Annotated in this window: 22 protein-coding genes; 3 read left to right on the forward strand and 19 right to left on the reverse strand. The window is 61.7% G+C overall.

Features of this window, described 5'->3' with window-relative positions; translation table 11 throughout:
* Window positions 1–10: 10 nt before the first annotated feature.
* From JONANDRAFT_RS04895 to JONANDRAFT_RS04955, 13 genes are read right to left on the reverse strand one after another with little or no spacing between them, the layout of a single operon-like run.
* Window positions 11–1,783 (reverse strand): primosomal protein N' family DNA-binding protein, encoded by a 1,773-nt coding sequence (locus JONANDRAFT_RS04895; RefSeq protein ID WP_008523017.1) that lies wholly within the window; start codon window positions 1,781–1,783, stop codon window positions 11–13.
* On the reverse strand, window positions 1,780–2,997 hold the full coding sequence (gene coaBC / locus JONANDRAFT_RS04900) for a bifunctional phosphopantothenoylcysteine decarboxylase/phosphopantothenate--cysteine ligase CoaBC (RefSeq protein ID WP_008521429.1): 1,218 nt from the start codon (window positions 2,995–2,997) through the stop codon (window positions 1,780–1,782). The genes JONANDRAFT_RS04895 and coaBC overlap by 4 nt, the downstream gene beginning before the upstream one ends.
* Window positions 2,972–3,232, reverse strand: coding sequence for a DNA-directed RNA polymerase subunit omega (rpoZ, locus tag JONANDRAFT_RS04905; protein WP_008521430.1), 261 nt, complete (start codon window positions 3,230–3,232; stop codon window positions 2,972–2,974). The genes coaBC and rpoZ overlap by 26 nt, the downstream gene beginning before the upstream one ends.
* Window positions 3,229–3,831 (reverse strand): guanylate kinase, encoded by a 603-nt coding sequence (gene gmk, locus JONANDRAFT_RS04910; protein ID WP_008523018.1) that lies wholly within the window; start codon window positions 3,829–3,831, stop codon window positions 3,229–3,231. Before gmk ends, rpoZ begins: the two co-directional genes overlap by 4 nt.
* Window positions 3,828–4,703, reverse strand: coding sequence for a YicC/YloC family endoribonuclease (locus tag JONANDRAFT_RS04915; RefSeq protein WP_008521434.1), 876 nt, complete (start codon window positions 4,701–4,703; stop codon window positions 3,828–3,830). Before JONANDRAFT_RS04915 ends, gmk begins: the two co-directional genes overlap by 4 nt.
* Window positions 4,704–4,707: 4 nt before the next feature.
* On the reverse strand, window positions 4,708–5,829 hold the full coding sequence (gene hflX, locus JONANDRAFT_RS04920; RefSeq protein WP_008523019.1) for a GTPase HflX: 1,122 nt from the start codon (window positions 5,827–5,829) through the stop codon (window positions 4,708–4,710).
* Between the two features lie 5 nt (window positions 5,830–5,834).
* On the reverse strand, window positions 5,835–6,470 hold the full coding sequence (locus JONANDRAFT_RS04925; RefSeq protein WP_008521438.1) for a lysophospholipid acyltransferase family protein: 636 nt from the start codon (window positions 6,468–6,470) through the stop codon (window positions 5,835–5,837).
* The gene (gene cmk / locus JONANDRAFT_RS04930) at window positions 6,460–7,128 is read right to left on the reverse strand and encodes a (d)CMP kinase (RefSeq protein WP_008523020.1); all 669 of its coding nucleotides are present in this window, start codon (window positions 7,126–7,128) and stop codon (window positions 6,460–6,462) included. Before cmk ends, JONANDRAFT_RS04925 begins: the two co-directional genes overlap by 11 nt.
* A 27-nt stretch (window positions 7,129–7,155) precedes the next feature.
* Window positions 7,156–7,881, reverse strand: a complete 726-nt coding sequence (locus tag JONANDRAFT_RS04935) for a pseudouridine synthase (protein WP_008521440.1) — start codon at window positions 7,879–7,881, stop codon at window positions 7,156–7,158.
* The gene (scpB, locus tag JONANDRAFT_RS04940) at window positions 7,862–8,464 is read right to left on the reverse strand and encodes an SMC-Scp complex subunit ScpB (protein ID WP_008521441.1); all 603 of its coding nucleotides are present in this window, start codon (window positions 8,462–8,464) and stop codon (window positions 7,862–7,864) included. Before scpB ends, JONANDRAFT_RS04935 begins: the two co-directional genes overlap by 20 nt.
* Window positions 8,433–9,176: a segregation and condensation protein A gene (locus tag JONANDRAFT_RS04945; RefSeq protein ID WP_008521442.1), complete on the reverse strand. Its 744-nt coding sequence runs from the start codon at window positions 9,174–9,176 to the stop codon at window positions 8,433–8,435. Before JONANDRAFT_RS04945 ends, scpB begins: the two co-directional genes overlap by 32 nt.
* On the reverse strand, window positions 9,173–10,177 hold the full coding sequence (gene trpS, locus JONANDRAFT_RS04950) for a tryptophan--tRNA ligase (RefSeq protein WP_008521443.1): 1,005 nt from the start codon (window positions 10,175–10,177) through the stop codon (window positions 9,173–9,175). The genes JONANDRAFT_RS04945 and trpS overlap by 4 nt, the downstream gene beginning before the upstream one ends.
* 28 nt (window positions 10,178–10,205) lie before the next feature.
* Window positions 10,206–11,006, reverse strand: coding sequence for a Nif3-like dinuclear metal center hexameric protein (locus tag JONANDRAFT_RS04955; RefSeq protein ID WP_008523022.1), 801 nt, complete (start codon window positions 11,004–11,006; stop codon window positions 10,206–10,208).
* Window positions 11,007–11,331: 325 nt separating this feature from the next.
* Here JONANDRAFT_RS04955 and JONANDRAFT_RS04960 point away from each other — a divergent pair, with 325 nt between their 5' ends.
* A complete protein-coding gene (locus JONANDRAFT_RS04960; RefSeq protein WP_008523023.1) occupies window positions 11,332–12,102 on the forward strand; it encodes an amino acid ABC transporter ATP-binding protein in 771 nt (256 codons plus the stop codon).
* Window positions 12,092–12,745: an amino acid ABC transporter permease gene (locus JONANDRAFT_RS04965; protein WP_008521446.1), complete on the forward strand. Its 654-nt coding sequence runs from the start codon at window positions 12,092–12,094 to the stop codon at window positions 12,743–12,745. The genes JONANDRAFT_RS04960 and JONANDRAFT_RS04965 overlap by 11 nt, the downstream gene beginning before the upstream one ends.
* Before the next feature lie 42 nt (window positions 12,746–12,787).
* Here the strand turns inward: JONANDRAFT_RS04965 and dnaJ are convergent, their stop codons facing one another.
* The 4 genes from dnaJ to hrcA are packed head-to-tail and all read right to left on the reverse strand — an operon-like array spanning window position 12,788 to window position 17,523.
* Window positions 12,788–13,963 (reverse strand): molecular chaperone DnaJ, encoded by a 1,176-nt coding sequence (gene dnaJ / locus JONANDRAFT_RS04970; RefSeq protein WP_008523024.1) that lies wholly within the window; start codon window positions 13,961–13,963, stop codon window positions 12,788–12,790.
* Window positions 13,964–13,978: 15 nt separating this feature from the next.
* On the reverse strand, window positions 13,979–15,817 hold the full coding sequence (dnaK, locus tag JONANDRAFT_RS04975; RefSeq protein ID WP_008523025.1) for a molecular chaperone DnaK: 1,839 nt from the start codon (window positions 15,815–15,817) through the stop codon (window positions 13,979–13,981).
* Between the two features lie 60 nt (window positions 15,818–15,877).
* Window positions 15,878–16,495 carry a nucleotide exchange factor GrpE gene (locus tag JONANDRAFT_RS04980; protein ID WP_008523026.1) on the reverse strand — a complete coding sequence of 206 codons (618 nt, stop codon included), beginning with the start codon at window positions 16,493–16,495 and terminating at the stop codon, window positions 15,878–15,880.
* Window positions 16,496–16,500: 5 nt separating this feature from the next.
* On the reverse strand, window positions 16,501–17,523 hold the full coding sequence (gene hrcA, locus JONANDRAFT_RS04985) for a heat-inducible transcriptional repressor HrcA (protein ID WP_008521450.1): 1,023 nt from the start codon (window positions 17,521–17,523) through the stop codon (window positions 16,501–16,503).
* A gap of 205 nt (window positions 17,524–17,728) precedes the next feature.
* Here hrcA and JONANDRAFT_RS04990 point away from each other — a divergent pair, with 205 nt between their 5' ends.
* Complete coding sequence (locus tag JONANDRAFT_RS04990; protein WP_008523027.1) at window positions 17,729–18,373, forward strand: histidine phosphatase family protein; 645 nt, start codon at window positions 17,729–17,731, stop codon at window positions 18,371–18,373.
* 73 nt (window positions 18,374–18,446) lie between these two features.
* Here the strand turns inward: JONANDRAFT_RS04990 and JONANDRAFT_RS04995 are convergent, their stop codons facing one another.
* Together JONANDRAFT_RS04995 and JONANDRAFT_RS05000 are read right to left on the reverse strand one after the other, a co-directional pair.
* Window positions 18,447–20,192, reverse strand: a complete 1,746-nt coding sequence (locus JONANDRAFT_RS04995) for a carbon starvation CstA family protein (protein WP_008523028.1) — start codon at window positions 20,190–20,192, stop codon at window positions 18,447–18,449.
* A 174-nt stretch (window positions 20,193–20,366) separates the two neighbouring features.
* Complete coding sequence (locus tag JONANDRAFT_RS05000; RefSeq protein ID WP_008523029.1) at window positions 20,367–20,855, reverse strand: hypothetical protein; 489 nt, start codon at window positions 20,853–20,855, stop codon at window positions 20,367–20,369.
* Window positions 20,856–21,931: the final 1,076 nt, after the last annotated feature.

A 21,931-nucleotide genomic window follows, 5' to 3' on the forward strand; every position in this document is an offset into this window, starting at 1 on the left:
CTTTGCGCCGTCAGTCCAGGCGCAGGCTAATTTTCGGGAATCCCTTCCGGGACTGGCCGATGGAAAAAAGCGGAGCAAGGCACTGGTGCAGAGGCGCCAGACGCTCCGCGAGGAGGCTTATTTTTTCGTCCGATTCCATGTACGAGAACCCGCCGTCGTCCAGCGCCTGGCGCACTTCGTCGCTCCGGCCCGCCGGGTCGATGGTGACGAAGTACGAGTACGGAGGAAATCCGAGCTCCCGCCGCTCTTTGAGTTCGCCGATCCAAAACGCTTTCCAGCCAGATTTCAGCGTGATCTGCCAGCCTTTCTGTGGCGACCGGGTCTGAAGGACCACGTCCCGGCCCTTGGGCCTGCCTCGGGTCATTGACTCGAGAATCATCGAGTACGCTTCGGCGCGGGAGGCGTAGTCCGGCTGGCGGGCTTCCGCGTCGGCGTCGAGCCAGCAGACTAACGGCACGTCGAGCTTTGACAGCAGGGACAGGGCGCGCCGGGACCCCAACACGAGCCCGCCGGTCTCGGCCAAGGCAGCTACCTTTTCCCGAGCCTCCCGCACTCCAGACGGGTCGTTTTGGTGCCATAAAACGACCGGCTGTGAGCCCGCCAAGGCCTGAGCTATCGGCAGGAGTGCTTCAAGCCCGGGGCGGCGGCTTTGAAGGAGCCGGCCGCCGCAGTGAGGACAGGCGTCGGGCAGTTCGGCCGACCAGCGGCAGACGGGACAGACGAGCCGTCCGCCCCAAAGAGTTACCCCGGCGCCGCACCGGCCGCAGACTACCGGTTGGTCACACTCCAAGCACCGTATTTCGCCGGCCTCGCCGCGCCGGTCAAGGAGCCACAGGACAGTTTTTCCGGCTCGAAGGACTTTTTTCGTGTCGCTCAGCACCGACTCGCCGATGGAAAAGGGAAACCGAAACCCCGTCAGCTCATGACGCGCCGCGTCAAACAGGCTGACAAAACGAAGTCCCGCTTTGTCGTCCGGCGACGATTCGGCCTCGCGAGGCGCGCAGGCGCAAAAGACGCGGGACGAGGGCATGCGGCCTAAAAGGAGGACCTTGCCTCCGGCGTGAAACCGCCGGGCGGCGAGGCTTCGGACCGACAGGCCGACGCCGCTTTGGAGCACGTACGCTGCCAAACTTTCGCCTTCGATGGCGCACAGCTCCGGCCGGCGCAGTGGAGCCATGACGCAGGCCGAACTGCCGATGACTATCGGATCGTCGCTTCCAAGGCACTTCTTCCACGCGGCGGCAATCGCCTTGGCCCCTTTGGGCCAGAGAATGAGCCGTTTTTTTAGTCCGGCGCCGCTCAGGCGGCGGGCCCATTCTTTAGCCGTCTCCAGCTCCGGGGTCATGACGATGGCCCCGCCCGAACAGCCGGTCAAGGTGGAGACGACTTTCTGGAACCGTGCCTCGTCGCTGGGATCGTAAAACGTCTCCGAGCTGGACGGAACAGTCCCTTCTTGCGTCCATTCGGGAAACGGCTCGCCCTTCCAGAACGAACCGGGCAGGAGCTGGCGAATGACGTCGCCGGGTGAGCAGAAAAACGAGCCAGCCGCCCATTCGACGACGGGAATCATCGCCTGAGCCACCGTCGGGGCTGGGTCGATGACCCGAAGTATTTTTTTTACCGTCTGGTCGGCTGGCCCGTCTTCCGGTCCGGCGACGAGGCCGATTCGGACGCTTCGGCCAACCGGGACGGCGACCCGACAGCCCGAGGGAACCGGGCCGTCGCTCTCGTACGTCAGGCTGTGCCACCAAGGGCCGGCCAGCCACACGCGAACCAGTGTCATGCCAATGTCGGGCTCAGGACGTTCCACATCTCCCAAGCGACGGCTTCTTTGGAGCCTTTCAGCTCGATTCGGCCGCCCGAGCGGTCCAGCAGGGTCACCGTGTTGGTGTCGGCCCCGAATCCGCTGCCCGCTGACGTCAGGTCGTTGGCGGCGATGAAGTCCAGCTTTTTGCGCTCCAATTTGCCTTGGGCGTGGACCAGCACGTCGTCCGTTTCGGCGGCAAATCCGACCAGAATCTGGCCGGGACGCTTGTTTGCCCCGGCCCAAGCGATGATGTCCGGGTTCTGGACGAACGCCCGCTCCACCCGTTCCACCGACTCGCGCTTAATTTTTCTGGGGCTCGACGACTCGGGGCGGTAATCACTCACCGCCGCGGAGGCCACGATAAAGTCGGCGCTCGCCGCTCGGTCCTTGACGGCTTGGAACATTTCAAGCGCCGAGACGACCCGCGTCACGCTCGCCTCCTTGGGGAACTGAACCGACGTCGGCCCTGCGACGACCTCAACCGACGCGCCGCGGAGCACGGCGGTCCAAGCAAGCGCCGCGCCCATTTTGCCCGTGCTGGGGTTGGAGATGAAACGCACCGGGTCCAAGTACTCGCGGGTCGGTCCAGCCGTGATGAGCACTCGCCGGCCTGCCAAGTCAGATGCTGGGGAGAGGACGCGCCACAGCTGCCGGACGATTTCTTCCGGCTCGGGCATTCGGCCCGGCCCCTCTTCGCCGCAGGCGAGGGGGCCGTTTTCAGCTCCGGCGACGAACGCGCCGCGGCGGGCCAACGTCCGAATGTTTTCCTCTGTGGCCGGGTGAGCCAGCATCTGGCTGTTCATCGCCGGAAAGAACAGAACCGGCGCTTTTGTGGCTAACAGCGTCGCGGCCACCAGCGAGTCGCCCAGCCCAACGGCGGCGGCGGCCAAGTGGTGAGCCGTGCAGGGCGCTACGATCACGGCTTCGGCCCACTGGGCCAGCTGGATGTGGGGAATTTGGGAGCCGCCCGAAACCGACAGAAAATCCGACTGACGCCAGACCCGATTTCCCGACAGGGTCTCCAGCACCATGGGGCTGACAAACGACTCGGCGGCTTGGGTCATGACGACTCGGACCTGACAGCCGTACGACGCCAACAGGCGAACGAGCCCCGGCGTCTTGTAGGCGGCGATGCCGCCTGTGACGGCGAGGACTATTCGCCGGTTACTCTGCCATTGAAGAGGGACCATTTGTTTCGCCGGGCAGCGGCTGGGGGTTGACCGTGTTGAACGAGACGGACAACCGCCCGCTTTCCATCTCCTGAAGGGCCTGAGAAATGTACTTTTCGTCTTCCTCCTCGCCCTCCGCGGGAGCGACCCGCATTTCGCTCAGCTGGCGCGCCCTCTGGGCGATGACCAGCGTGAGCATGTACTTGTTCTGTATCCCCGCATTTTCGGCGATTTTGTCCATGTTGTAAAAGATCATTTGATCTCTGCTCCTTTCCCACGACGCGACGTGATGAACTCGCGCAACTTATTGGCCGCCTGCTCAACCGTGTCGTTGACCACGACGAGATCGTAACTGTCTTCCATTGCCAGCTCGTCCGACGCGGCGGCCAGCCGCCGGCGGATAGCCTCTTCCGTTTCGGTGCCCCGGCCTCTCAGGCGGCGTTCCAGGTCCTCCAGCGTGGGCGGCGCGATGAAGATCGTCACCGCCTCCGGCATGACCTTTTTTACCTGACAGGCGCCTTGGACGTCGATTTCCAAAAAGACGTCCACCCCTTGGCTCAGCAGGTCCTCCACGTCGCTCCGAAGGGTTCCGTACCTGTGTCCGTGCACGTTCGCCCACTCGAGAAACTCGCCGTTTTCGACTCGACGAAGGAAGTCCGCCTCGGAGATGAACCGGTAGTCTACCCCGTCCCGCTCGCCCGGACGGGGCGTCCGGGTGGTGCAGGAGATGGAATATGAGTAGCGGCTCGTGAGCTGGCTGAAGAGTTTGGCCCGAATAGTCCCCTTGCCGACGCCGCTGGGACCCGACAGAACGTACAGCGTCCCAGCCGTCTTGGGCTGCGGCTCGCCGGTCATTCGACGTTCTGCACCTGCTCGCGGATTCGTTCGAGCAGGGTTTTTCCGTCCACGACCAGCCAGCGCAGTTCGGTGCTGGCGGCCTTGGAACCGACCGTGTTGATTTCCCGGTTCATCTCCTGAAGGAGAAAGTCCATCTTCCGGCCGATCGGCCCTTCCCCCTTCAGCAGGTTTCTGAACTGGTCGATGTGGCTTCTCGACCGGCTCAGCTCCTCCGAGATGTCCCACTTGTCAGCCAGTATAACCAGCTCTTGGACCAGCCGATTCTCGTCAACTGGCGCGTCCCAGCGCTCCAGCGTCTCTTTGATTTTCTGCCGGTAGCCATCGAACGCCTGACCGGAGATCTCGTTCCACCGGCTGCTCAGCTGTTCGACCAGGCCGGCCCACTCTTCCAAGTTGGCACTGATGTCGCTGACCAGCGCCCGGCCTTCGGTCAGCCTCATGGCCGCCATGTCGTCGCAGGCGAGGGCCAACGTCTCTTCGACCAGCGACTGCAGGTCCGGCTCGTCGTCGGAAGTCTGCAGGTCGGCAGTGACCGGCAGGCGGAGGACGTCACCCAGCGACGGCGGCTGAATTCCCAGCTCGTCCGCCAGAGACGCCAGTTTCTGGTAGCAGTTTCTGACGGCGTTGACGTCGAGCCGCTCTTCTACCGTCTCCGACGCGGTGTGAAGCTCGGCGCGAACCACGATCTTGCCCCGGGCAAACCGGCTCCGAACGTAGTTCGTCACGTAGGGTTCTAGGCTTGCAAGGTTGCGGTTGCTCTTGTACTGCACTTCCAAATATCTGGAGTTCACGCTGGAAAGCTCTACCGACAGCCTTCCCCAGCCGCGTTCCCCGCTTCGCCTGCTGAATCCTGTCATGCTCGAAGCCATGCTGTCACTCTCCCCTTCGTTCCGTCAGTCCATCAAGGGCGGTCAGAAGCTCGTCCAGTCCCCTGCCGGTTAAAGCGCTGGTACAACAGACCGGGAAGCCGTGTTTCGACAGGGCAAGAACCGCTTTCGCCGCGTCCCCCTCAGGCACTCGGTCAATTTTATTCAGCACGAGCACGCCAATTCGATCTGACGCGCCGAGATCAGCCAATATCTTGCAGATGACGCCGAACGTGTCTTCCGGATGCGGGTCGCAGACGTCCATGACGACGGCCAGAACTCCTGCCTCGGCCACCTCTTCCAGCGTGGCGCGGAACGACGCGACGAGCTCGGGCGGCAGACGGCGAATGAATCCGACCGTGTCGCCGGCTAGGATCAACCGGCCCGACGGCAGCCTGACCCGGCGTATCGCTGTGTCCAGCGTGGCGAACAGCTTGTCCTCGCCATGAAGGGCACGGTCGCCGCTGAGAGAAGCGACGAGGGTCGTTTTCCCGCAGTTGGTGTAGCCGACGAACGCGACGGTCGTCATGCCGCTTCGCGCCCGCCGCTTGCGCTGTCCGCCTCTGGCGGCCTGAACGCGCCCGAGCTGGCGGGACAGGTCCCGCTCCCGACGTTCCAGCTTGCGCCGGTGCCGCTCGAACTCAGTTTCTCCCGGCCCGCGGGTTCCGATGCCGCCGCCGGTCCGGGACATCTGCTCTCCGAGCCCCCGCAGGTGCGGCAGCTCATACCGACACCGAGCGAGGTCGATCTGCAGCTTGGCTTCCGCGCTGGAAGCCCGGCCCTGAAATATTTTGGTGATGACCAGCGGTCTGTCCCACACGTCGCAACCCCACAGCGCCCGCAGCTCGTGCATCTGCCGGGGCGACAGCGGCTCGTTGCTCACCGCTAGGTCAGCCTCCAAGCCGGCGATGGCGCCTCTCAGCTCTGCGGCGCGACCTGACCCCAAGCAGGTGGCCGGGTCGGGCTGAAGCCGCTTCTGCACGACCGTCTGAACCGCCTCGACGCCGAGGTTTGCGAGCAGCAATCGAAGTTCTTCCAACTCTAGCGTCAGCTGGTCGCTTCCCGGAAGTTCGAGGCCAAAGACGAGGGCGCGTCGCCTCTGAGGGGAGTCTTTAAAGTCCGGCGGCAGGTCGGCTAACCAATAGCCAGTTCCTGAAGCCGCTCGAGTTCCTTCTGCAGGGCGAGCCGTACCCGCTCACGCTCCTCTCGTCCCTTGCCGCCGGGCCAGATCATATGGCCTACGTACACTGTGATCGGGTGGCGTCCGATCGTCTCGGCGCCCACCGGCATGGCCTCGAACGTGCCGGCCACGTAAAGCGGGACGATCGGCACGCCCCGGCTGACCGACACGAGCGCCGCGCCGCCTTCGATCTCCATCAGCCGGCCGTCCAGCGACCGGGCGCCTTCGGGGAAGATCATCAGTTCCTCGCCCTCGTCCAGCAGGCCCATGAAGTGCCGCAGCGCCTTGCTGGACGCGGCGTCGGTCTGTCGGCTCAGCGGCAGGGCGCCAAGCTTATCGAGAAGCCACGTGAAGGCCGGGTGAATCTGAAACAGCTCTTCTTTAGCCAGCGGCCTCAATCGCCGGGGAAACGCCAGAGCCACCACGACCGGGTCGAGATTGCTCGTGTGGTTGGCCGCGACGATGACCGGATAGTTGGAGGGAAGGTTTTCCTTTCCGACCACCCGAAAGCGGTTGTGAAGTTTCAGGTACGTCCAGCAAAGCCGCCGAACGACTCGATAAAGCACCCTTCGGCCGAAGCTACCCGGCATATTCGTCTCCTAAAAGCCGCCGCAGCACGGCTTCGACGACCTGCTCGACGGTCATATTCGAGCTGTCAAGCTCCCACGCTTCAGGGGCCGGGCGCAGGGGCGAAAGCTCCCGGTGCTCGTCCTGGTCGTCCCGACGGGCCAATGAGGCTTTCATCTCCTCAAGAGAAGGGGCGTCTCCCCGCTCCTTGAGCTCTTTCCATCGGCGGTTGGCCCTCTCGTCGCAGGAAGCGGTGAGGAATATCTTCAGCGGCGCCAGCGGGAACACGACCGTTCCCATGTCCCGGCCGTCGGCGACTAACGGGCCGGCCAGAGCCTGTTCGCGCTGAAGGGCCAAGAGCCTCTCGCGGACCGACGGTAGAGCCGAGTACGACGACGCCAGATCGGAAACCCGAGGCGTGCGGATTTTGTCCGTCACGTCCGCGTCGTTCACCTCAACGCGCCCGTTTTCAAGACGGACCGTCACGTCGTTCAGGGCCTTGCGCAGGGCCGGCGACTCGCAGGGCGGAACGCCCCGGCCGTCCAGCCACAGGGCGACAGCCCGGTAGATGGCCCCGGTGTCCAAGTACCGAATGCCAAGCCGTCGGGCCAGCTCTCGGGCCACTGTGCTTTTGCCGGCTCCCGCCGGACCGTCGATGGCAATCACGCCGATTCGCTTCATCTCTTTTCGCTCCTTGACCAAGAGACCTTAGACCCGGCCGCCCTGGCGTATCATTTTCCAAAGATCTTTGAGCGTTACCTCAACAAATTCCCCGCTTTTGAGGGTTCGCAGCTCCATGCGGCCTATCGCCCGGCGGAACAGCACCTCAACGGTCATGCCGCAGCCTTCGGCCATCAGGCGGATTTCCCGCTTCACCCCTTCGCCAAGGACAAACGTCGCCCACTGGCCTTCCGGTCGGCGGTCGGGCAAAAGGTCCACCGACAGAGGAACGAGACGGCGCCCCTCAAAAACCGTCCCACCCCGGAGGTTTTCCAAGTCGGCGGCGGTCAGAACCCGGTTCATTCGTACCTCGTAGGTCTTCGTCACGCCGTTTGACGGGTGAATCAGGTCGTTGGCGAAGTCCCCGTCGTTGGTGAGAATGAGGATTCCCTCGCTCTGCAGGTCCAGCCGGCCGACAGGAAAGAGCCGCAACCGGTCGTAGCTTCGGGGAAGCAGGTCAAGCACCACCGGGTAATCGGGGTTTGTGACGGCGCAGATGTAGCCGCGAGGTTTTCTGATGACAATGTACGTCTTGGCCTCAACGTGAACTTCCACGTCGTCCACCGCCACGGCGTCCCCGTCCTCTACCTGATGGCCTAGGTCGGAGACCAAATACCCGTTCACCGTCACCCGGCCGGCGGTGATGAGCTGTTCCACCTTGCGCCGGGAGCCGACGCCGCAGGAAGCGAGATATTTATTCAGCCGAACCGTCATGCTCCTGCTCCTCCTCGCCGCTGGCGGTTATTCCCCGCTTGATCGCTTCAATTTCTGCCACGGTGGGCAGGTCGGACACGGCGGACAGGCCGAAGACCTTTAAAAATTGGTCAGACGTCCGATACAAGAGCGGTGAACCCGGGGCCTTGCGCCGTCCGGCAATCCGCACGAGCCCATGACCTAGCAGGGTTTCAAGCGCCCGATCGCTTCGAACGCCCCGAATTTCCTCCACGTCGCCGCGGGTCACCGGCTGACCGTACGCCACGACGGCCAGCGTCTCAAGGGCCGCCTTGGACAGCCGAATCTGGCTGGACGCGTCGCCGGTCCTGTAGCGATCGATCACGTCGCCCAGATCGGGCGGCGCGGCCATGTACCACCGGCCTGCCAGCTCAACCACTTCGACGCCTCGGCCCTGCGTGTCGGCCAGCGTCTCAAGGGCCGCCTTGACGGCCGACGGCGGCCGGTCAGCCGCGGCGGCCAGCTCGGAGACGGTACAGCCTTTGTCGCCGGCGACGAAAAGGACCGCTTCAACCCGCCTCAGCGTTTCCGGCTCAGGCGGCGCGGAGGGAGATTTGTACGTCACCGAACGTCACCTCCTGCGCCAGAGTGATCATGTTCCGCCGGGACAGTTCCAAAAGAGCCAATAAGGTCACCACCAGCGGCCCCCGCCCCGGATCGTCCGACAGCAGGGCCCGCAGGGACGTGGGCCCGACGACAGCAAGCCGCTCCATGACGCCGTCCATTCTCTGCTGAACCTGCTGTTCGTCGGGGATAGCCAGCGGGACGCCGCCGATTTCGTCTTCCCAGTGCTCGGGTTCCCAAGCGGCCTCGGCCGCCGCCCGACGCCGCTCGTAGAGGGAAAGCCAAGTGAGGGAAAGCCCCATCAGGTCGCCCAAGTCGAACGACGCGGGAAGCGGCGAAGCGTCTTTAAACGCGCGGCCGGCCGCCTTTTCGTACAGCTCTGCCAGCAGGCCGGCGGCCTTGCGGTACGGCCTGTACCCTTGGAGAAACTCCTCCAAGTTCATCTCCCCGTCGTCGTCCGGCTCGTCGCTTGCCGGCTCTTCCGGTCGAGGAAGCAGTTCTTTCGTCTTCTGGAGCACCAAGCGGGCCGCGCCGGCGATGAAACTGGCCAGCTCGTCCAAGTCCACCTTTCCGCACTCGGCAAGCCAGGCGCCGTACAGCGAGACCACCTGTGAAACCTTCACGTCGGCGGCCCGGATTTCCTGACTTTCAACCATATGGCACAGCAGGTCGAGCGGGCCGGAAAAGCCTTCGATTTCCAGCCGAAAGGTCACTTCCGGTACGGGTGAATGAAGCCGATCGCCTCGCGGGCTTCGGCCATCGTGCACTCAGCCACGGCGCTGGCCCGCGCGGCGCCGTCAGCCAGAATATCTTCCATCAGCCCCGGCTGGCTGGAGAAGCGGTCGCGCCGATCCCAAATCGGCGTCATCATCTCGTTCAGCCGATCCGACAGAACGCGCTTGCACTGAATGCAGCCGATCGCGCCAGCCCGGCAGTCAGCCGCCACCTGGCATTTGCTCGCCTCGTCGCCATTGAAGACCTTGTGCAGGTCCCAGACCGGGCACTTGTTCGGATCGCCCGGGTCGGTCTTGCGGATTCGCGCCGGGTCGGTGACCATGGTGCGAATTTTCTCCCACAGCGCGTCGGCCCGATCGGAGATCATCAGGCTGTTGCCGTACGACTTGCTCATCTTCCGCCCGTCCGTGCCCGGAACCTTCGGCGTCGCCGTCAGCATGATCTGCGGCTCCGGGAACACGGGCCGGTAAAAGTTGTTAAACCGGTTCGCGATCGCCCGCGCCAGCTCCAGATGAGCCGTCTGGTCCTCGCCGACCGGCACGTCGGTCGCCTTGTAGATGAGAATGTCAGCGGCCATCAGCACCGGATATCCTAAAAAGCCATACGTGCCTAAGTCTTTATTCGACAGGTTGAGAATTTGTTCCTTGTAGGTCGGGCAGCGTTCCAGCCAACCCAGCGGCGTCAGCATGCCCAGCGCCAACGCCAGCTCCACGTGCTGGTGCACGTGCGACTGGAGAAAAATCGGCGACTTTTCAGGGTCAAGCCCCACAGCCAGCCAGTCGAGCAGGACTTCCTCGCAGTTGACCTTCAGGCTCGTCATGTCCGCGTAGTTGGACGTCATGGCGTGCCAGTCGACGATCCCGAAGAAGCACTCCACGTTCGGGTCGCGCTGCAATTTCAGCCAGTTGGTCAGCGCCCCCGCCATATGTCCAAGGTGCAGTTTGCCCGTCGGTCTCATTCCGCTGAAAATCCGTTTCATTTCATTTCCCTCTTTCTTCTCGTCGTGCTCAGTCTTTATGTCTTCCCGAGCCCCTCGCCGCCCACTGGTAGTGGGACGGCGTCTCGGGCAGGACGCGCACGTCAAAACCGAGCCCTTCAACTCGGCGAGCTAAATCGCTCATTGACGGCGCTTCCATTTCTCCGTGGTCACAAAGCATGAGGGCCAAACCAGAGGCCAGAGCCTCGACGATCTGATGGTGCTTCATCTCGCTCGTGGCGTACAGGTCAGCGCCTCCTTCAAGGGCGTCCTGCCACAGATCCCCGCCTGAACCGCCGCACAGCGCGACCCGCCGAACCTCTTTCGTTGGGTCGCCTGCCAGCCGGTATCCAGACAAGTCCCACGCGCCTGCCAACGCAGCGGCAGACGCGCAAGCCGGGCAGGACTCAGGCCATTCGCCCATGCCGCCCATGCCGAACCCACCCGGCATAGGCCTCAGCCCTCGAGCCGACAGAAGGCCGGCTCGGGCCAGCAGTCCCTCGTTTACCCCGCCTCGCGCCGAGTCCCACGGCGTGTGCCAGCCGACGACGGCGACGCCGAGGCGGAACGCCTCGCCGGCCGTCTGAGCGACGAATCGGCTCGTGTCCAAGTCCGCGAGGGGTAAAAAGCAGAGCGGATGATGAGCCACGAGGACGTCACAGCCCTCGCGGCTTGCCACTTGAACGCTCTCGACCGTCGCATCGAGACAAAATCCGACGCGGCTACAGCGCCACGACGCGCCGCCCAACTGAAGGCCGGAGTGATCCCACGGCTCGCTCAGCGCCAGCGGAGCGATGCTGTCCAGCGCTTGAAGCAGGTCAGAAATTTTCACGGCGTTCACCTCCAGTCGACCCGGCGCAGTCCGGAGACGACAAAAACGCCTGCCGCGACGACGCCGCGAGTCAGGGCTCGTCTGGCAGGCCTCCTATGTTGCCTATTATAGACAATTTCAGCTTGTCTGCCAACTAAGAGCCGCCCTTTCTCCGCTCTTCTTTATCAGCCCAACTGAAGATAGGCCCAACCAATTTGCTATTGGCCAAACGCGGCCAGCCGAGTGACCTAAAGTAAAACTTTAGTTTACTTTATGTTTTTTTATCTACCCTCTTTCAATTTCATGTTCCGTACCGTATAATGGCAGCTCGGTGGAGGTGAGGCCTTTGGCTCATGCAATAGTCGTCCAGGATCTGCACAAGTCTTTCGGCTCGTTGAACGTGCTGAGGGGCGTTTCCCTGTCGGTTGAAGAGGGGCAGGTCGTCACGGTGATCGGCCCGTCAGGATCGGGCAAAAGCACGTTGGCCCGATGCATTGCCCGGCTTGAGAAAGTTGACAGCGGTTCTATTGAGGTGTGCGGCAAGCGCCTGAACGAGTCGATGACCAACGCCCAGCAGTCCGAGCTGATGGGCATGATTTTTCAGCAGTTCAACCTGTTTCCTCACCTGACGGTGATGGAGAACTTGGTGCTGACCCAGTGCAAGGTGCGCCGCAAGAGCGCGCGGGACGCCAGAGAACTGGCCCTTCGTCTGCTGAGCAAGGTCGGCCTGGCCGACAAGGCGGACTGGCGGCCAGGCCAGCTGTCCGGCGGCCAACAGCAGCGCGTGGCGATCGCCCGGGCGCTGTGCATGGAACCTAAAGTAATGCTGTTTGACGAGCCGACGAGCGCTCTCGACCCCGAGCTGGTCGGCGACGTGCTGGACGTGATCGCGTCCCTTGCGGACTCGGGAATGACCATGCTGGTCATCACCCACGAGATGGCGTTCGCCCGGGAGGTCTCCGACCGGGTGGTCTTCATGGCGGACGGTCTGGTGGTCGAAGAAGGGGCGCCTGAACAGATCATGGCACACCCGACCAAGGAGCGGACTCGGCTGTTCTTGCAGCGAATGCTGTCCCATCACGGCGAAGTCACGGAGGAAACCCATCATGACGCTTGATTTCTCTGTCCTTCTGCCCTACTGGCACCTTTTCCTGAACGGCGCGCTGGTGACCGTGAAGGCGTCCCTGTTCGGCGTGCTGATCGGCACGGCCGGCGGCCTGTTCGTCGGGGCGTTCCGCGTTCTGCCATTCGCCCCACTTCGCTGGCTCGCTTGGCTGTACATCTCGGTCCTGCGGGGCACGCCGCTGATGGTTCAGCTCTTTTTAATCTACTTCGGCCTGCCTGAGCTGGGCGTCAACTTGGACGCCTTTTTGGCCGGCGTCTTGGGTATCGGCATCAACTCGTCGGCTTACGTGGGCGAGATCGTCCGGGGCGGCATCGAGTCGATTCCCCGAGGCCAGTGGGAAGCCGCCAAGGTTTTGGGACTGTCGTACTGGCAGAGCCTGTGGACCATCATCATGCCCCAAGCGGTCCGCAGCATGCTGCCGGCAATCGGCAACGAGTTCGTCGCGCTGATCAAGGAGTCGTCGCTGCTGTCGGTCCTCGCCATCAGCGACCTGACCCAAGCGGGACAGCAGGTGCGCAGCGTCACCTACGCGTCGTTTGAGAGCTTCATCGTCGTCGGGCTGGTCTACCTGTTCCTGACGAGCGCCGCCACCGGAGCGCTCTCGCTGCTGGAAAAGAAGTGGCACACCAACTAACGAAAAGCGCGTCCCCTCGCCGTGAGGGGACGCGCTTTTTCGTCACTTTTTCTTGCTTCGGCGTTTCTTGCTCCCGCCGAAAATTTTTCCTAACAGGCTTTCGCCGTCGCCCTTGTCCTTCGCCGACGGTTCTGCCTTCTCGTCCTGCTCCGAGGGCCCGTCAGGGGAAATTGCCTGCCGAAACGCCTTCAGCGCCTCCTGAGCTTGGGCCGACAGTTCCCTGCCAGCGGGGACTTCCAGTTCCACGTGAACGTACAGGTCGCCGCGGCCGAACGAGCGAAGACGGGGCATGCCCAGCCCCTTGAGGCGGACGACGCTCCCCGGCCCAGTGCCGGCTGGAATTTTCACGTCCGCCAAACCGTCGATCAGAGTTTCCACTTTCAGCGTCGTGCCGAACACCGCGTCCGGGTAGGAAACCCGCGCGGCGCAGTGAAGCTCGTCGCCGTCCCGGGTAAACCGCGGGTCGTCAGCCACGTCCATCAGGATAAAGAGGTCTCCGGGCGGCGCGCCGCGTTCTCCCAGCTCGCCGGCACCGGCGACGCGAAGCCGTACGCCCCGGTCGACGCCGGGCTGAATCTTGATCTCCTGCTCTCTGGTCTTGCGGACTTTGCCGGTTCCGCCGCAGGAGCGGCACTTGTGGGCGATCAGCTTTCCCGTGCCGCCGCACCGCGGGCAGGTGAAGACCGACCAGCTCTGACCGAACAGGGTGTTGACCCGCGACCTGACTTGCCCTGTCCCGCCGCATTCCGGACACGGCTGGGGTGCCGTGCCCGCCTCCGCTCCCGTGCCGTCGCAGTCGCTGCAGGGCTCGAATCGTGGGATACGAACCGTTCGGGTCGTTCCCTTGGCCGCCTCTTCGAGGGTGATTCGCAGGGACATCTGAAGGTTCGCGCCCTGTCGGGGGCCGCTCTGCTGGGCTTCGCCAAACCCGCCAAACAGGTCAAACAGGTCGCCAAACAGGCCGCCGCCGGATCCGAAGCCGCCCGCGCCGGGCTCGGGAGTACCCCACTGGTCGTAGTTGGACCGCTTTTCCGGGTTGTTAAGGACCGAGTACGCCTCGTTGATTTCCTTGAATCGCCGTTCAGCGTCCGCGTCTCCCGGGTTAGCGTCAGGATGACAGGAGCGGACCTTCTCCCGGAAGGCCCGCTTGATGTCCGCCTGTGTTGCCGTCCTTTCAACGCCGAGGACGGCGTAATAGTCTATCTGAACCGCCGCCATAGCCGACCGGCGCGATTAGTCGCTGAACTCCGCGTCGACTGTGGTGTCTCCGTTTTTGCCGCCCTGATTGGAACCAGCCTGACCGCCCGCGGCACCGCCGGCGCCGGGCTGGCCGTTTGTGCCGTTCTGCTGGTACAGCCGGACGGACAGTTTCTGAACTTCCGCGTTCAGCGCCTCGCTGGCCTTCTTGATGGCGTCCAAGTCCTCGCCGCCGAGAACGCCCTTGAGGGCCTGGATCTTCGCGTCGACGGTGCCCCGCTCTTCTGCCGTGACCTTGTCGCCCAAGTCCTTGAGCAGCTTTTCGCTCTGGTAAACCTGGCTGTCCGCCAAGTTCCGAGCCTCGATGAGGTCCCGGCGCTTAGAGTCCTCGGCCTCGTGGGCTTCCGCTTCGGACTTCATCTTCTCGATGTCGGCCTTGGAGAGGTTGGACGATTGAATGGTGATCTTCTGGGCCTTGCCGGTGCCCTTGTCGGTGGCGCTCACGTTCAGAATGCCGTTGGCGTCGATGTCAAACGTCACTTCGATCTGAGGGATGCCCCGCGGCGCGGGCGGCAGGTCGGTCAGGCTGAACGTGCCGAGCAGCACGTTGTCGGCCGCCATGGACCGCTCGCCCTGAAGGACCTTGATTTCAACCGACGGCTGATTGTCCGCCGCGGTGGTGAAAATCTGGCTCTTGGACACCGGGATCGCCGTGTTGCGCTCGACGATGCGGGTGCAGACGCCGCCCAGCGTCTCGATTCCCAGTGACAGCGGCGCCACGTCGACGAGGACGATATTCTTGTCCGTCTGGCCGCCCAGAATAGCGCCCTGAATGGCCGCGCCGGCAGCGACGCACTCGTCCGGGTTGATGCTCTTGGTAGGCTCTTTCTGGAGCAGCTCTTTGATCTCCCGCTGAACGGCGGGCATACGGGTCGAACCGCCGACCAAGAGGACTTTTCCGATGTCGGCCGGGGACAGTTTGGCGTCCGCGAGGGCCTTTTTCACCGGCTCAACAACCCGGGCCAGCAGGTCGCTGGTGAGCTCCTCAAACTTAGCGCGGGTCAGCTTCATCTCCAAGTGTTTGGGGCCGTTGGCGTCAGCCGAGATGAACGGCAGGGAAATCGTGGTTTCCGGCAGGGACGACAGCTCGATCTTGGCCTTTTCCGCCGCCTCGCGGAGCCGCTGCATGGCCATCCGATCGGCCGACAGGTCAACGCCCTGGTCTTTTTTGAACTCGGCGGCCATCCAGTTGACGATTCTCATATCCCAGTCATCGCCGCCCAGCTTGTTGTCGCCGTGGGTAGCCAAAACCTCAAACACCCCGTCGCCCACGTCCAGCACCGACACGTCGAAGGTGCCGCCGCCAAGGTCAAACACCAGAATCTTGTGCTCGCCCGACTTGTTCTCGCCGTAAGCCAGAGCGGCAGCGGTCGGCTCGTTGATGATCCGCAGGACTTCAAGGCCGGCAATCGCGCCGGCGTCCTTAGTGGCCTGACGCTGGGCGTCGGTGAAGTACGCCGGAACGGTGATGACCGCCTGTTTTACTTCCGTTCCCAAGTACTCCTCGGCGTCGTGTTTCAGCTTTTGGAGAATCATCGCGGAAATCTCCTGCGGCGTGTACTTGCGGCCATCGACCGTCACGGTGTAGTCCGTGCCCATATGCCGCTTGATCGACATGATCGTCTTATCCGCGTTGACAATCGCCTGCCGCTTGGCCAGCTGACCGACGAGACGCTCTCCGTCCTTTGCAAAGGCCACAACCGACGGAGTAGTCCGAGCCCCTTCGGGGTTGGGGATAATCGTGACGTTCTCGCCTTCCATCACCGCAACGCAGCTGTTCGTCGTTCCCAAATCGATACCAACAACTTTAGCCATATCAATCACCTCTTGGATAAATATCGCGGCTGCCCGTTTCGGCGCCGCCGTCAAGTCGTTTTATTCCTGCGCGCCGGCTTCAGGAGCCGGCGCGGTGGGCTCTTTGAGCCGGCCAACCCGCACCTGCGCGGGCCGAATTGCCGTGCCGTTCATGCTGTACCCCTTGCGGAACACGTCGATGACCTGTCCATCCTGAGCCGGGTCATCGGTCTCCACCAGAGCGACCGCGTGATGAAGGAGCGGGGAAAACTCCTGTCCAGTCGGGTCGATGACCGTCACGCCCAAAGTTTCCAAGGCGCTCAGGAACTGATCCCGCACCATCCTCACGCCTTGGCAGATCCCCTGCCCGTCGCCGCCGGCCTCAAGCGCCCGCTCCAAGTTGTCCAGAACCGGCAAGAGGGCCGTGACAGCCCGCTCAGAACCTTGAGCCTTCAGACGCTTGAATTCCTTTTCGGCCCAGTTGCGGTAGTTAATCCCGTCGGCCTGAGCCCGAGCCGCCAGCTCGCGGAACTGATCCCGCTCCGCCTGCAGACGCGTCAGCTCCTCAGAAAAATCAGGAGCCTTCGGCTCCTCCCCCCCAGCTTGAGCGGACGCTTCCTGCGCGTCCGTCCCGCCGGCGCCTTCCTGAGAGGCCTCTTCCTGCGGCGTTCCGCCGGCCTGCTTCTTCTCTTCGTCCATCCCTTTTACCTCCCGTCGTCGCCCGCCGGGTTCAGAGCCGACAAAACGGCGTCAAGAATCGCGATCGAGCGCTGATAGTTCATGCGAAGCGGGCCAATCAGCCCGAGAACGGCCTGCCGCCCCCGAGACGATGACGACGCCATGACGACCGAACAGTCCTTCATCGCGTCGGCCCGGTTTTCCGGCCCAATCGTCACCCGTATGCCCTCAGGAGCCGCGTAATCGGTGATCAGGCTTTCTACCGCGTCACCTTCTTCAAGAAGGCGCAACAAGCCTTGCGGCTGTTCGAGCCGGCCGTCCTCCGCCGCCTGCAGCACCTGAACGGCGCCGCCGGCCGACACGGTCAGCCGCTCTCGGTCCATAATCTCCTCCAGCCGGTCCAGCGTGTCGTCCATCGCCGTCCGCTCGGGAACTGACCAGTGAGTCAAAAACTCGCCCAACGTCCGACGGGCCTCACGCCACGTCCGGCCGCGAAGCTGATGGTTTAGCGCTCCAGCCAGATCGTCCAGAGCCTCGTCGGTCAGCTCTGCCGGCATCGGCAGGCGAGCATGCCGTACTCGACCGCCGTCAAAAACGAGAATCACCAGCGTGGAAACGCTGGAAACCCGGACGAAATCAACCTTATGCACCCGCAGATCGTCCAAAACGCGAACCGCCGCCACGCTCAGGCACCGGGTCAGACGGCTCAGAAACCGCGACACCTCGCCGAGCCGCTCGTCCAGCCCCTTGAGCTGCAGGTCAAGTCCTGAAACCAGCTCGCCCATATCGCTCATTTGCGGAGCCGGCCGATGCAGGATCGCGTCCACGTACAGCCGGTACGCCCTCGACGTGGGCAGCCGTCCGGCCGAAGAGTGAGGCTTGCTGAAGTACCCAAGCTCCTCCAAGTCGGACATCTCGTTGCGAACCGTCGCCGGACTGTGGTCTGTCAGGTACTTTTTAGAAAGAGTCCTTGACCCTACCGGCTCGCCGGTCTGAATGTACTCGTAGACTAACGCCAGAATGATCTCCAGCTGACGCTCGGTGAGCAAGCCATCACCTCCTTATTAGCACTTGAGTATTATGAGTGCTAACGCTCGAAACACGCTAAGAATAGCAAGGTTCGACCATATTGTCAATACTGGTCAAACTCGTTTGACCGATCCGGCGGTCAGGAAAAAAGCTGGTTTCACGCCGCGTTTCGACAGATCGGGTACAATGGGACGGACACGATTTGACGCAGAAAGGACGACTCTCATGACTGATCAGACGAGAACCCTTATCTTCCTAATTCGGCACGGACAAAGCGACGGCAACCGAGAAGGCCGGTTCCGCGGACGGCACGACTTCCCGCTCGACGAGACAGGACTCCGGCAGGCGGAGGAGGCGGCGGCCGCCCTCAAAAACGCCCCCATTCAAGCGGTCTACTCCAGCCCGCTGGTCCGGGCCGTGAGCACGGCCGAGCCGATCGCCCGCGCCCTTGGGCTTGGCGTCGAGCTCGTCCCCGGACTGACAAATATCTCCCTCGGCAGCTGGGAGGGCGTCAAAAAAGACGAAATCGCCCGACGGTTCCCCGAACTGTGGCATTTATGGCTCACCGATCCGGAGTCACTGGCCGAGCCGGGAATGGAGACGCTTCAGCAGGCGGGGCGCCGGGCGAAAAAGGCCCTAGATGAACTGGTTCGGCGGCACGCCGAGGGAGCGTTTGCGGTCGTCTCTCACCGGTCGGTTATCAAGCCCATGCTGGCCGAATGCCTTGGCATCGGCCGGCCGTCCTTCTGGCGGCTGGCGGTGGACGCCGCGTCCATATCCCTCTTGGCCCATGAGCCGGACAGAGGCTACATGCTACTGTTCCTCAACCGAACGAATCACCTGACCAAAACGGAAATCGACTGGAACTGATGGAAAGAGGGCATACAAAAAAGCCTGGTGCATATGCACCAGGCCTTTTTGCGTGCAGGAAAGGGATGATATCTTATTTTTTCTCGGCCGGCATGTAATTGGCATTCTTGAAGCTGGTGATCAGTAGAGCCACAGCGAGAATAACCAGAATGGTCGGCATGATGCCCAACAGGTAGTTGGGCTTGGCCGCGTCGATCAGGTTCGACTTGATCATCAGAACCAGCGCGCAGAACGTGGTGACGAACATGAACCAGAACGGGATCGTCAGGAACTTGTTGTCCTTCTTCAAGCCCTTGCGGACCCAAACAGAGATGCCCAGCAGCGACAGGGCGGCGACCAGCTGGTTGGCAGAACCGAACACGGGCCAAATAGCCTTCCACGCCGGGATAACGTTGCCCTTGACGTCGTGAGCCTGGACAACCACCAGAAGCAGAGCGGCAACCACGGCGAAGATCGTCGCCGCGTACTTGTTGATCTTCATGTTGGAGATTTCCTGAATCTCGTACCGGGTCAGACGGGTCGCGGTGTCAAGCGAGGTAAGCAGGAAGCTGTTGATGGCGATTGCGCCCAACCGCACACCCAGCTCGTAGTTGCAGCCGATCAGCTCAGCAAAGCGGCCGAACCCCTGAGAGAAAATGATGACCGGGTTCAGACCGACGGCCTTCTCCTTGCCGACGACCATCAGCGTGCCCAGAGCGATGACGGCGACAAGACCTTCGATTAACATGGCACCGTAGCCGACCAGCACGGAATCCTTTTCCTTAGCCAGCTGCTTCGCCGTCGTGCCGGAGCCGACCAGCGAGTGGAAGCCGGAAATAGCGCCGCAGGCCACGGTGATGAACAGCATCGGCCACATGCCCACGTTGGACAGGCCCATGAGAGGCTTCGACGCGTCGTAACTCATAATCGTGTTGCTGTTCAGGTGCGACCCGAAGAGCATGCCGATGGCGCCGACGATAACCGCGAAATACAGGAAGTAAGACGCCAGGTAATCGCGGGGCTGAAGCAGAAGCCACACAGGCAGAATGGAAGCCAACAGGATATAAATGGACAGCACCCAGTACCAAACAAGCGTGGACTTGGCCGCGTTGGCCTTGATAGCAGCCGTCAGAGCGTCCCCTTCAAGTCCAGTGGTGGGAAGATAGGAGACAAACGAGCTGAACGGATGCTTGAACGCCTCGGTCAGAGCCGGCGTGTTCTCGGGAGAGACGTGCACGCAGGCGTAGCCGATGATGGCCAGCATGACCACCGTGGTGACCCACAGCGGCAGCTTGGTCCGGTACATCATAAGGCCGGCGACGACCGCCAGACCGATGTACAAGCAGGAGACGAAGGCCACTGCCGCGTCGTTGACGAACGTGCCGACCGACAGGGCAAGAAACACGGCGACGACGAGGATCAGCGTCAGAATGGTGAAGCAAAGGAACAGGACCTTGCCGGTCCGCCCCATCCAGTGCTCAATAACCTCACCGATCGATTTGCCGTCGTGGCGCAGCGACGCGACCAGAGAGCCCATATCGTGCGGGCCGCCCAAGAACGTCGAACCAACCATGCACCAAATCAGCGTGGGGAACCAGCCCCAGACCATGGCAGCAGCGATAGGCCCAGTGATCGGGCCGGCGCCTGCGATGGACGAGAAGTGGTGTCCCAGAAGGACTGCCGGGTGCGCCGGACAGTAGTCAATCCCGTCATACAGCCTAACCGCCGGAGTTTCACAATCGTTTGAAAGGCCGTACGTCTCGGACATGAAGCGCCCGTAGAACTTAAAGCCAACGAGGAACACAGCGGCTGCACAGATGAACATCAACGCGAACGTCAATTCTCCCACCTCCAAGTAAGTCTTCAGACTTTCGTCTTCTGCCCTCCGCCCCTGCACAGACCGCCATCTCGGAGGGATTACGTATATTTTACCGCGTTATTGCCGTTCAGGGAAGTCCTCATCAAAGGAAAATTGAACTAACTTATAGCGCATATTTTCTAATTCGAATAGCTCTCACTCGCCAGTTCCGAGGCCCCTCTTCACGACTTCTGCGGCAACGCTTTCGATCTCCGCCTCAAGTTCTCCCGCAATTCCGTCAACTATTTTCACAGCTTGATCGGCCAGATACGCCAGGTCCATGGCTCCTTTTGCCGGAGATCCGCTCCCCAGCGCATACCCGTACGCCTCGACAAAACCGCCGCACCCCAGCCAGATGGACCGCTTCCTTTCAAAGTTCGGCCCGCCTGATGAGACGAACAAGTATCGATGCGTCATCACTTCCGCCTTGTGTCCTGTTTTCCGAAAAAGGCGCTCCACGTCGCCGTCCTCGTACCGCCAGACGATGAAGTCGTTCACGTAGTACCGTCCGACTTCGCCCAAGATCCCCGCCTTGATAAACGTCACCTTCCGATATAATCCCTCGGCCGTGCCACTCTGCCACGGCTCAAACCGCCAATGGTCCCACAGCACCTTCGCTGCCCCGAGACGGCTTTGGTCAACCATGCCTGCGCCTCCTTTTCCCCGCTTCATCCTCAGCCGTTGAGAGCCGACACCGCCCCAACGACAAATCGGATCCCAGCAACTCGCCTTCGTCTCTTGTATTATACGAGTTACTCAAGCGTCAAGGAAAGGCCGTCTGATACCTCGGCAATCGGCTGGTTCGTCCATGAGTCTCCCGAGCGTTGTGGAAAAGCCAGTCCTTCCCGCCGCTCCGTTTGTCCAGTCCGTTTGTTCTGGCTGTGCAACCGCCGAAGCTGTTGAACCATAAAACAGCTGCCCTTGCCGCCGCGAGCCCCGCCGTCCAGCGGGCACAACCGCTGTTAAATTTGCTGAAGCGAATAAAAACTGCATATTTATCCTGACCCGCCAATTCGTGGTACTTTCGATGAAAAGGATAGCTTCCAGCTGTAGGATTCGTATGTCTTTTACAGGTTGCGCCGCAACAGCCTGCAAAAGCGCAGCGCAGCAAGACAGCTTCATCACGCGCCCTCCTTTGTGAACGCCGCTTCCGCCCAACCGGAAGCGGCGCTTCTTTTTTAATGATCTAATGATACAAGCTCTGTTAAGCTGATGCCGTAGACATGTCAAATCTCTACTCTTCTTTGAGGCTATATTCACCGAAATTTGATACCTCTTATCTCCGGGAAAACGTGGTGCCATTTGTTGTTATCAATTAAACAATTTCTGATCTTGCATTTTTTTGAAACTTGCTGTGACTGGGGGCAAATGGGAAGACATACTACCGACTGCAAGCATATTCGCTCAAAAACATCAGTATCTTCATAATTATTTCTTTTTCCGAATGAGCGTTCTCACTCTTCATCGCGGAAGGACATCTCAAGTTATTTGTTATTTGCTGTACACGGAAGAAACGCTTTAATCTCTGAATTGTTTATAAAAATATCCACTCGAAAATAATTCTGCAACGCCTCCGTTAAGATGATAAAGCCATGGCTTTGTCTTATTAATCCCGTTTTTAATTACTGAGTATAAAAGCGACCTTTTAGAAATCGACGAAGTAAGTTTTATATTATGAACTCGCGGTTTGGCTCATCAGCTGTGCTTGATGAAATCGTCAG

The sequence above is a fragment of the Jonquetella anthropi DSM 22815 genome, assembly GCF_000237805.1.
GTDB lineage: Bacteria > Synergistota > Synergistia > Synergistales > Dethiosulfovibrionaceae > Jonquetella > Jonquetella anthropi.

Excerpts from the sequence above, each read along its gene's own strand:
- JONANDRAFT_RS04895 (WP_008523017.1), bottom strand. The coding sequence starts at position 1,783 with ATGACACTGGTTCGCGTGTGGCTGGCCGGCCCTTGGTGGCACAGCCTG.
- coaBC (WP_008521429.1), bottom strand. The coding sequence starts at position 2,997 with ATGGTCCCTCTTCAATGGCAGAGTAACCGGCGAATAGTCCTCGCCGTC.
- rpoZ (WP_008521430.1), bottom strand. The coding sequence starts at position 3,232 with ATGATCTTTTACAACATGGACAAAATCGCCGAAAATGCGGGGATACAG.
- gmk (WP_008523018.1), bottom strand. The coding sequence starts at position 3,831 with ATGACCGGCGAGCCGCAGCCCAAGACGGCTGGGACGCTGTACGTTCTG.
- JONANDRAFT_RS04915 (WP_008521434.1), bottom strand. The coding sequence starts at position 4,703 with ATGGCTTCGAGCATGACAGGATTCAGCAGGCGAAGCGGGGAACGCGGC.
- JONANDRAFT_RS04925 (WP_008521438.1), bottom strand. The coding sequence starts at position 6,470 with ATGCCGGGTAGCTTCGGCCGAAGGGTGCTTTATCGAGTCGTTCGGCGG.
- cmk (WP_008523020.1), bottom strand. The coding sequence starts at position 7,128 with ATGAAGCGAATCGGCGTGATTGCCATCGACGGTCCGGCGGGAGCCGGC.
- JONANDRAFT_RS04935 (WP_008521440.1), bottom strand. The coding sequence starts at position 7,881 with ATGACGGTTCGGCTGAATAAATATCTCGCTTCCTGCGGCGTCGGCTCC.
- trpS (WP_008521443.1), bottom strand. The coding sequence starts at position 10,177 with ATGAAACGGATTTTCAGCGGAATGAGACCGACGGGCAAACTGCACCTT.
- JONANDRAFT_RS04965 (WP_008521446.1), top strand. The coding sequence starts at position 12,092 with ATGACGCTTGATTTCTCTGTCCTTCTGCCCTACTGGCACCTTTTCCTG.
- dnaJ (WP_008523024.1), bottom strand. The coding sequence starts at position 13,963 with ATGGCGGCGGTTCAGATAGACTATTACGCCGTCCTCGGCGTTGAAAGG.
- dnaK (WP_008523025.1), bottom strand. The coding sequence starts at position 15,817 with ATGGCTAAAGTTGTTGGTATCGATTTGGGAACGACGAACAGCTGCGTT.
- JONANDRAFT_RS04980 (WP_008523026.1), bottom strand. The coding sequence starts at position 16,495 with ATGGACGAAGAGAAGAAGCAGGCCGGCGGAACGCCGCAGGAAGAGGCC.
- JONANDRAFT_RS04990 (WP_008523027.1), top strand. The coding sequence starts at position 17,729 with ATGACTGATCAGACGAGAACCCTTATCTTCCTAATTCGGCACGGACAA.
- JONANDRAFT_RS05000 (WP_008523029.1), bottom strand. The coding sequence starts at position 20,855 with ATGGTTGACCAAAGCCGTCTCGGGGCAGCGAAGGTGCTGTGGGACCAT.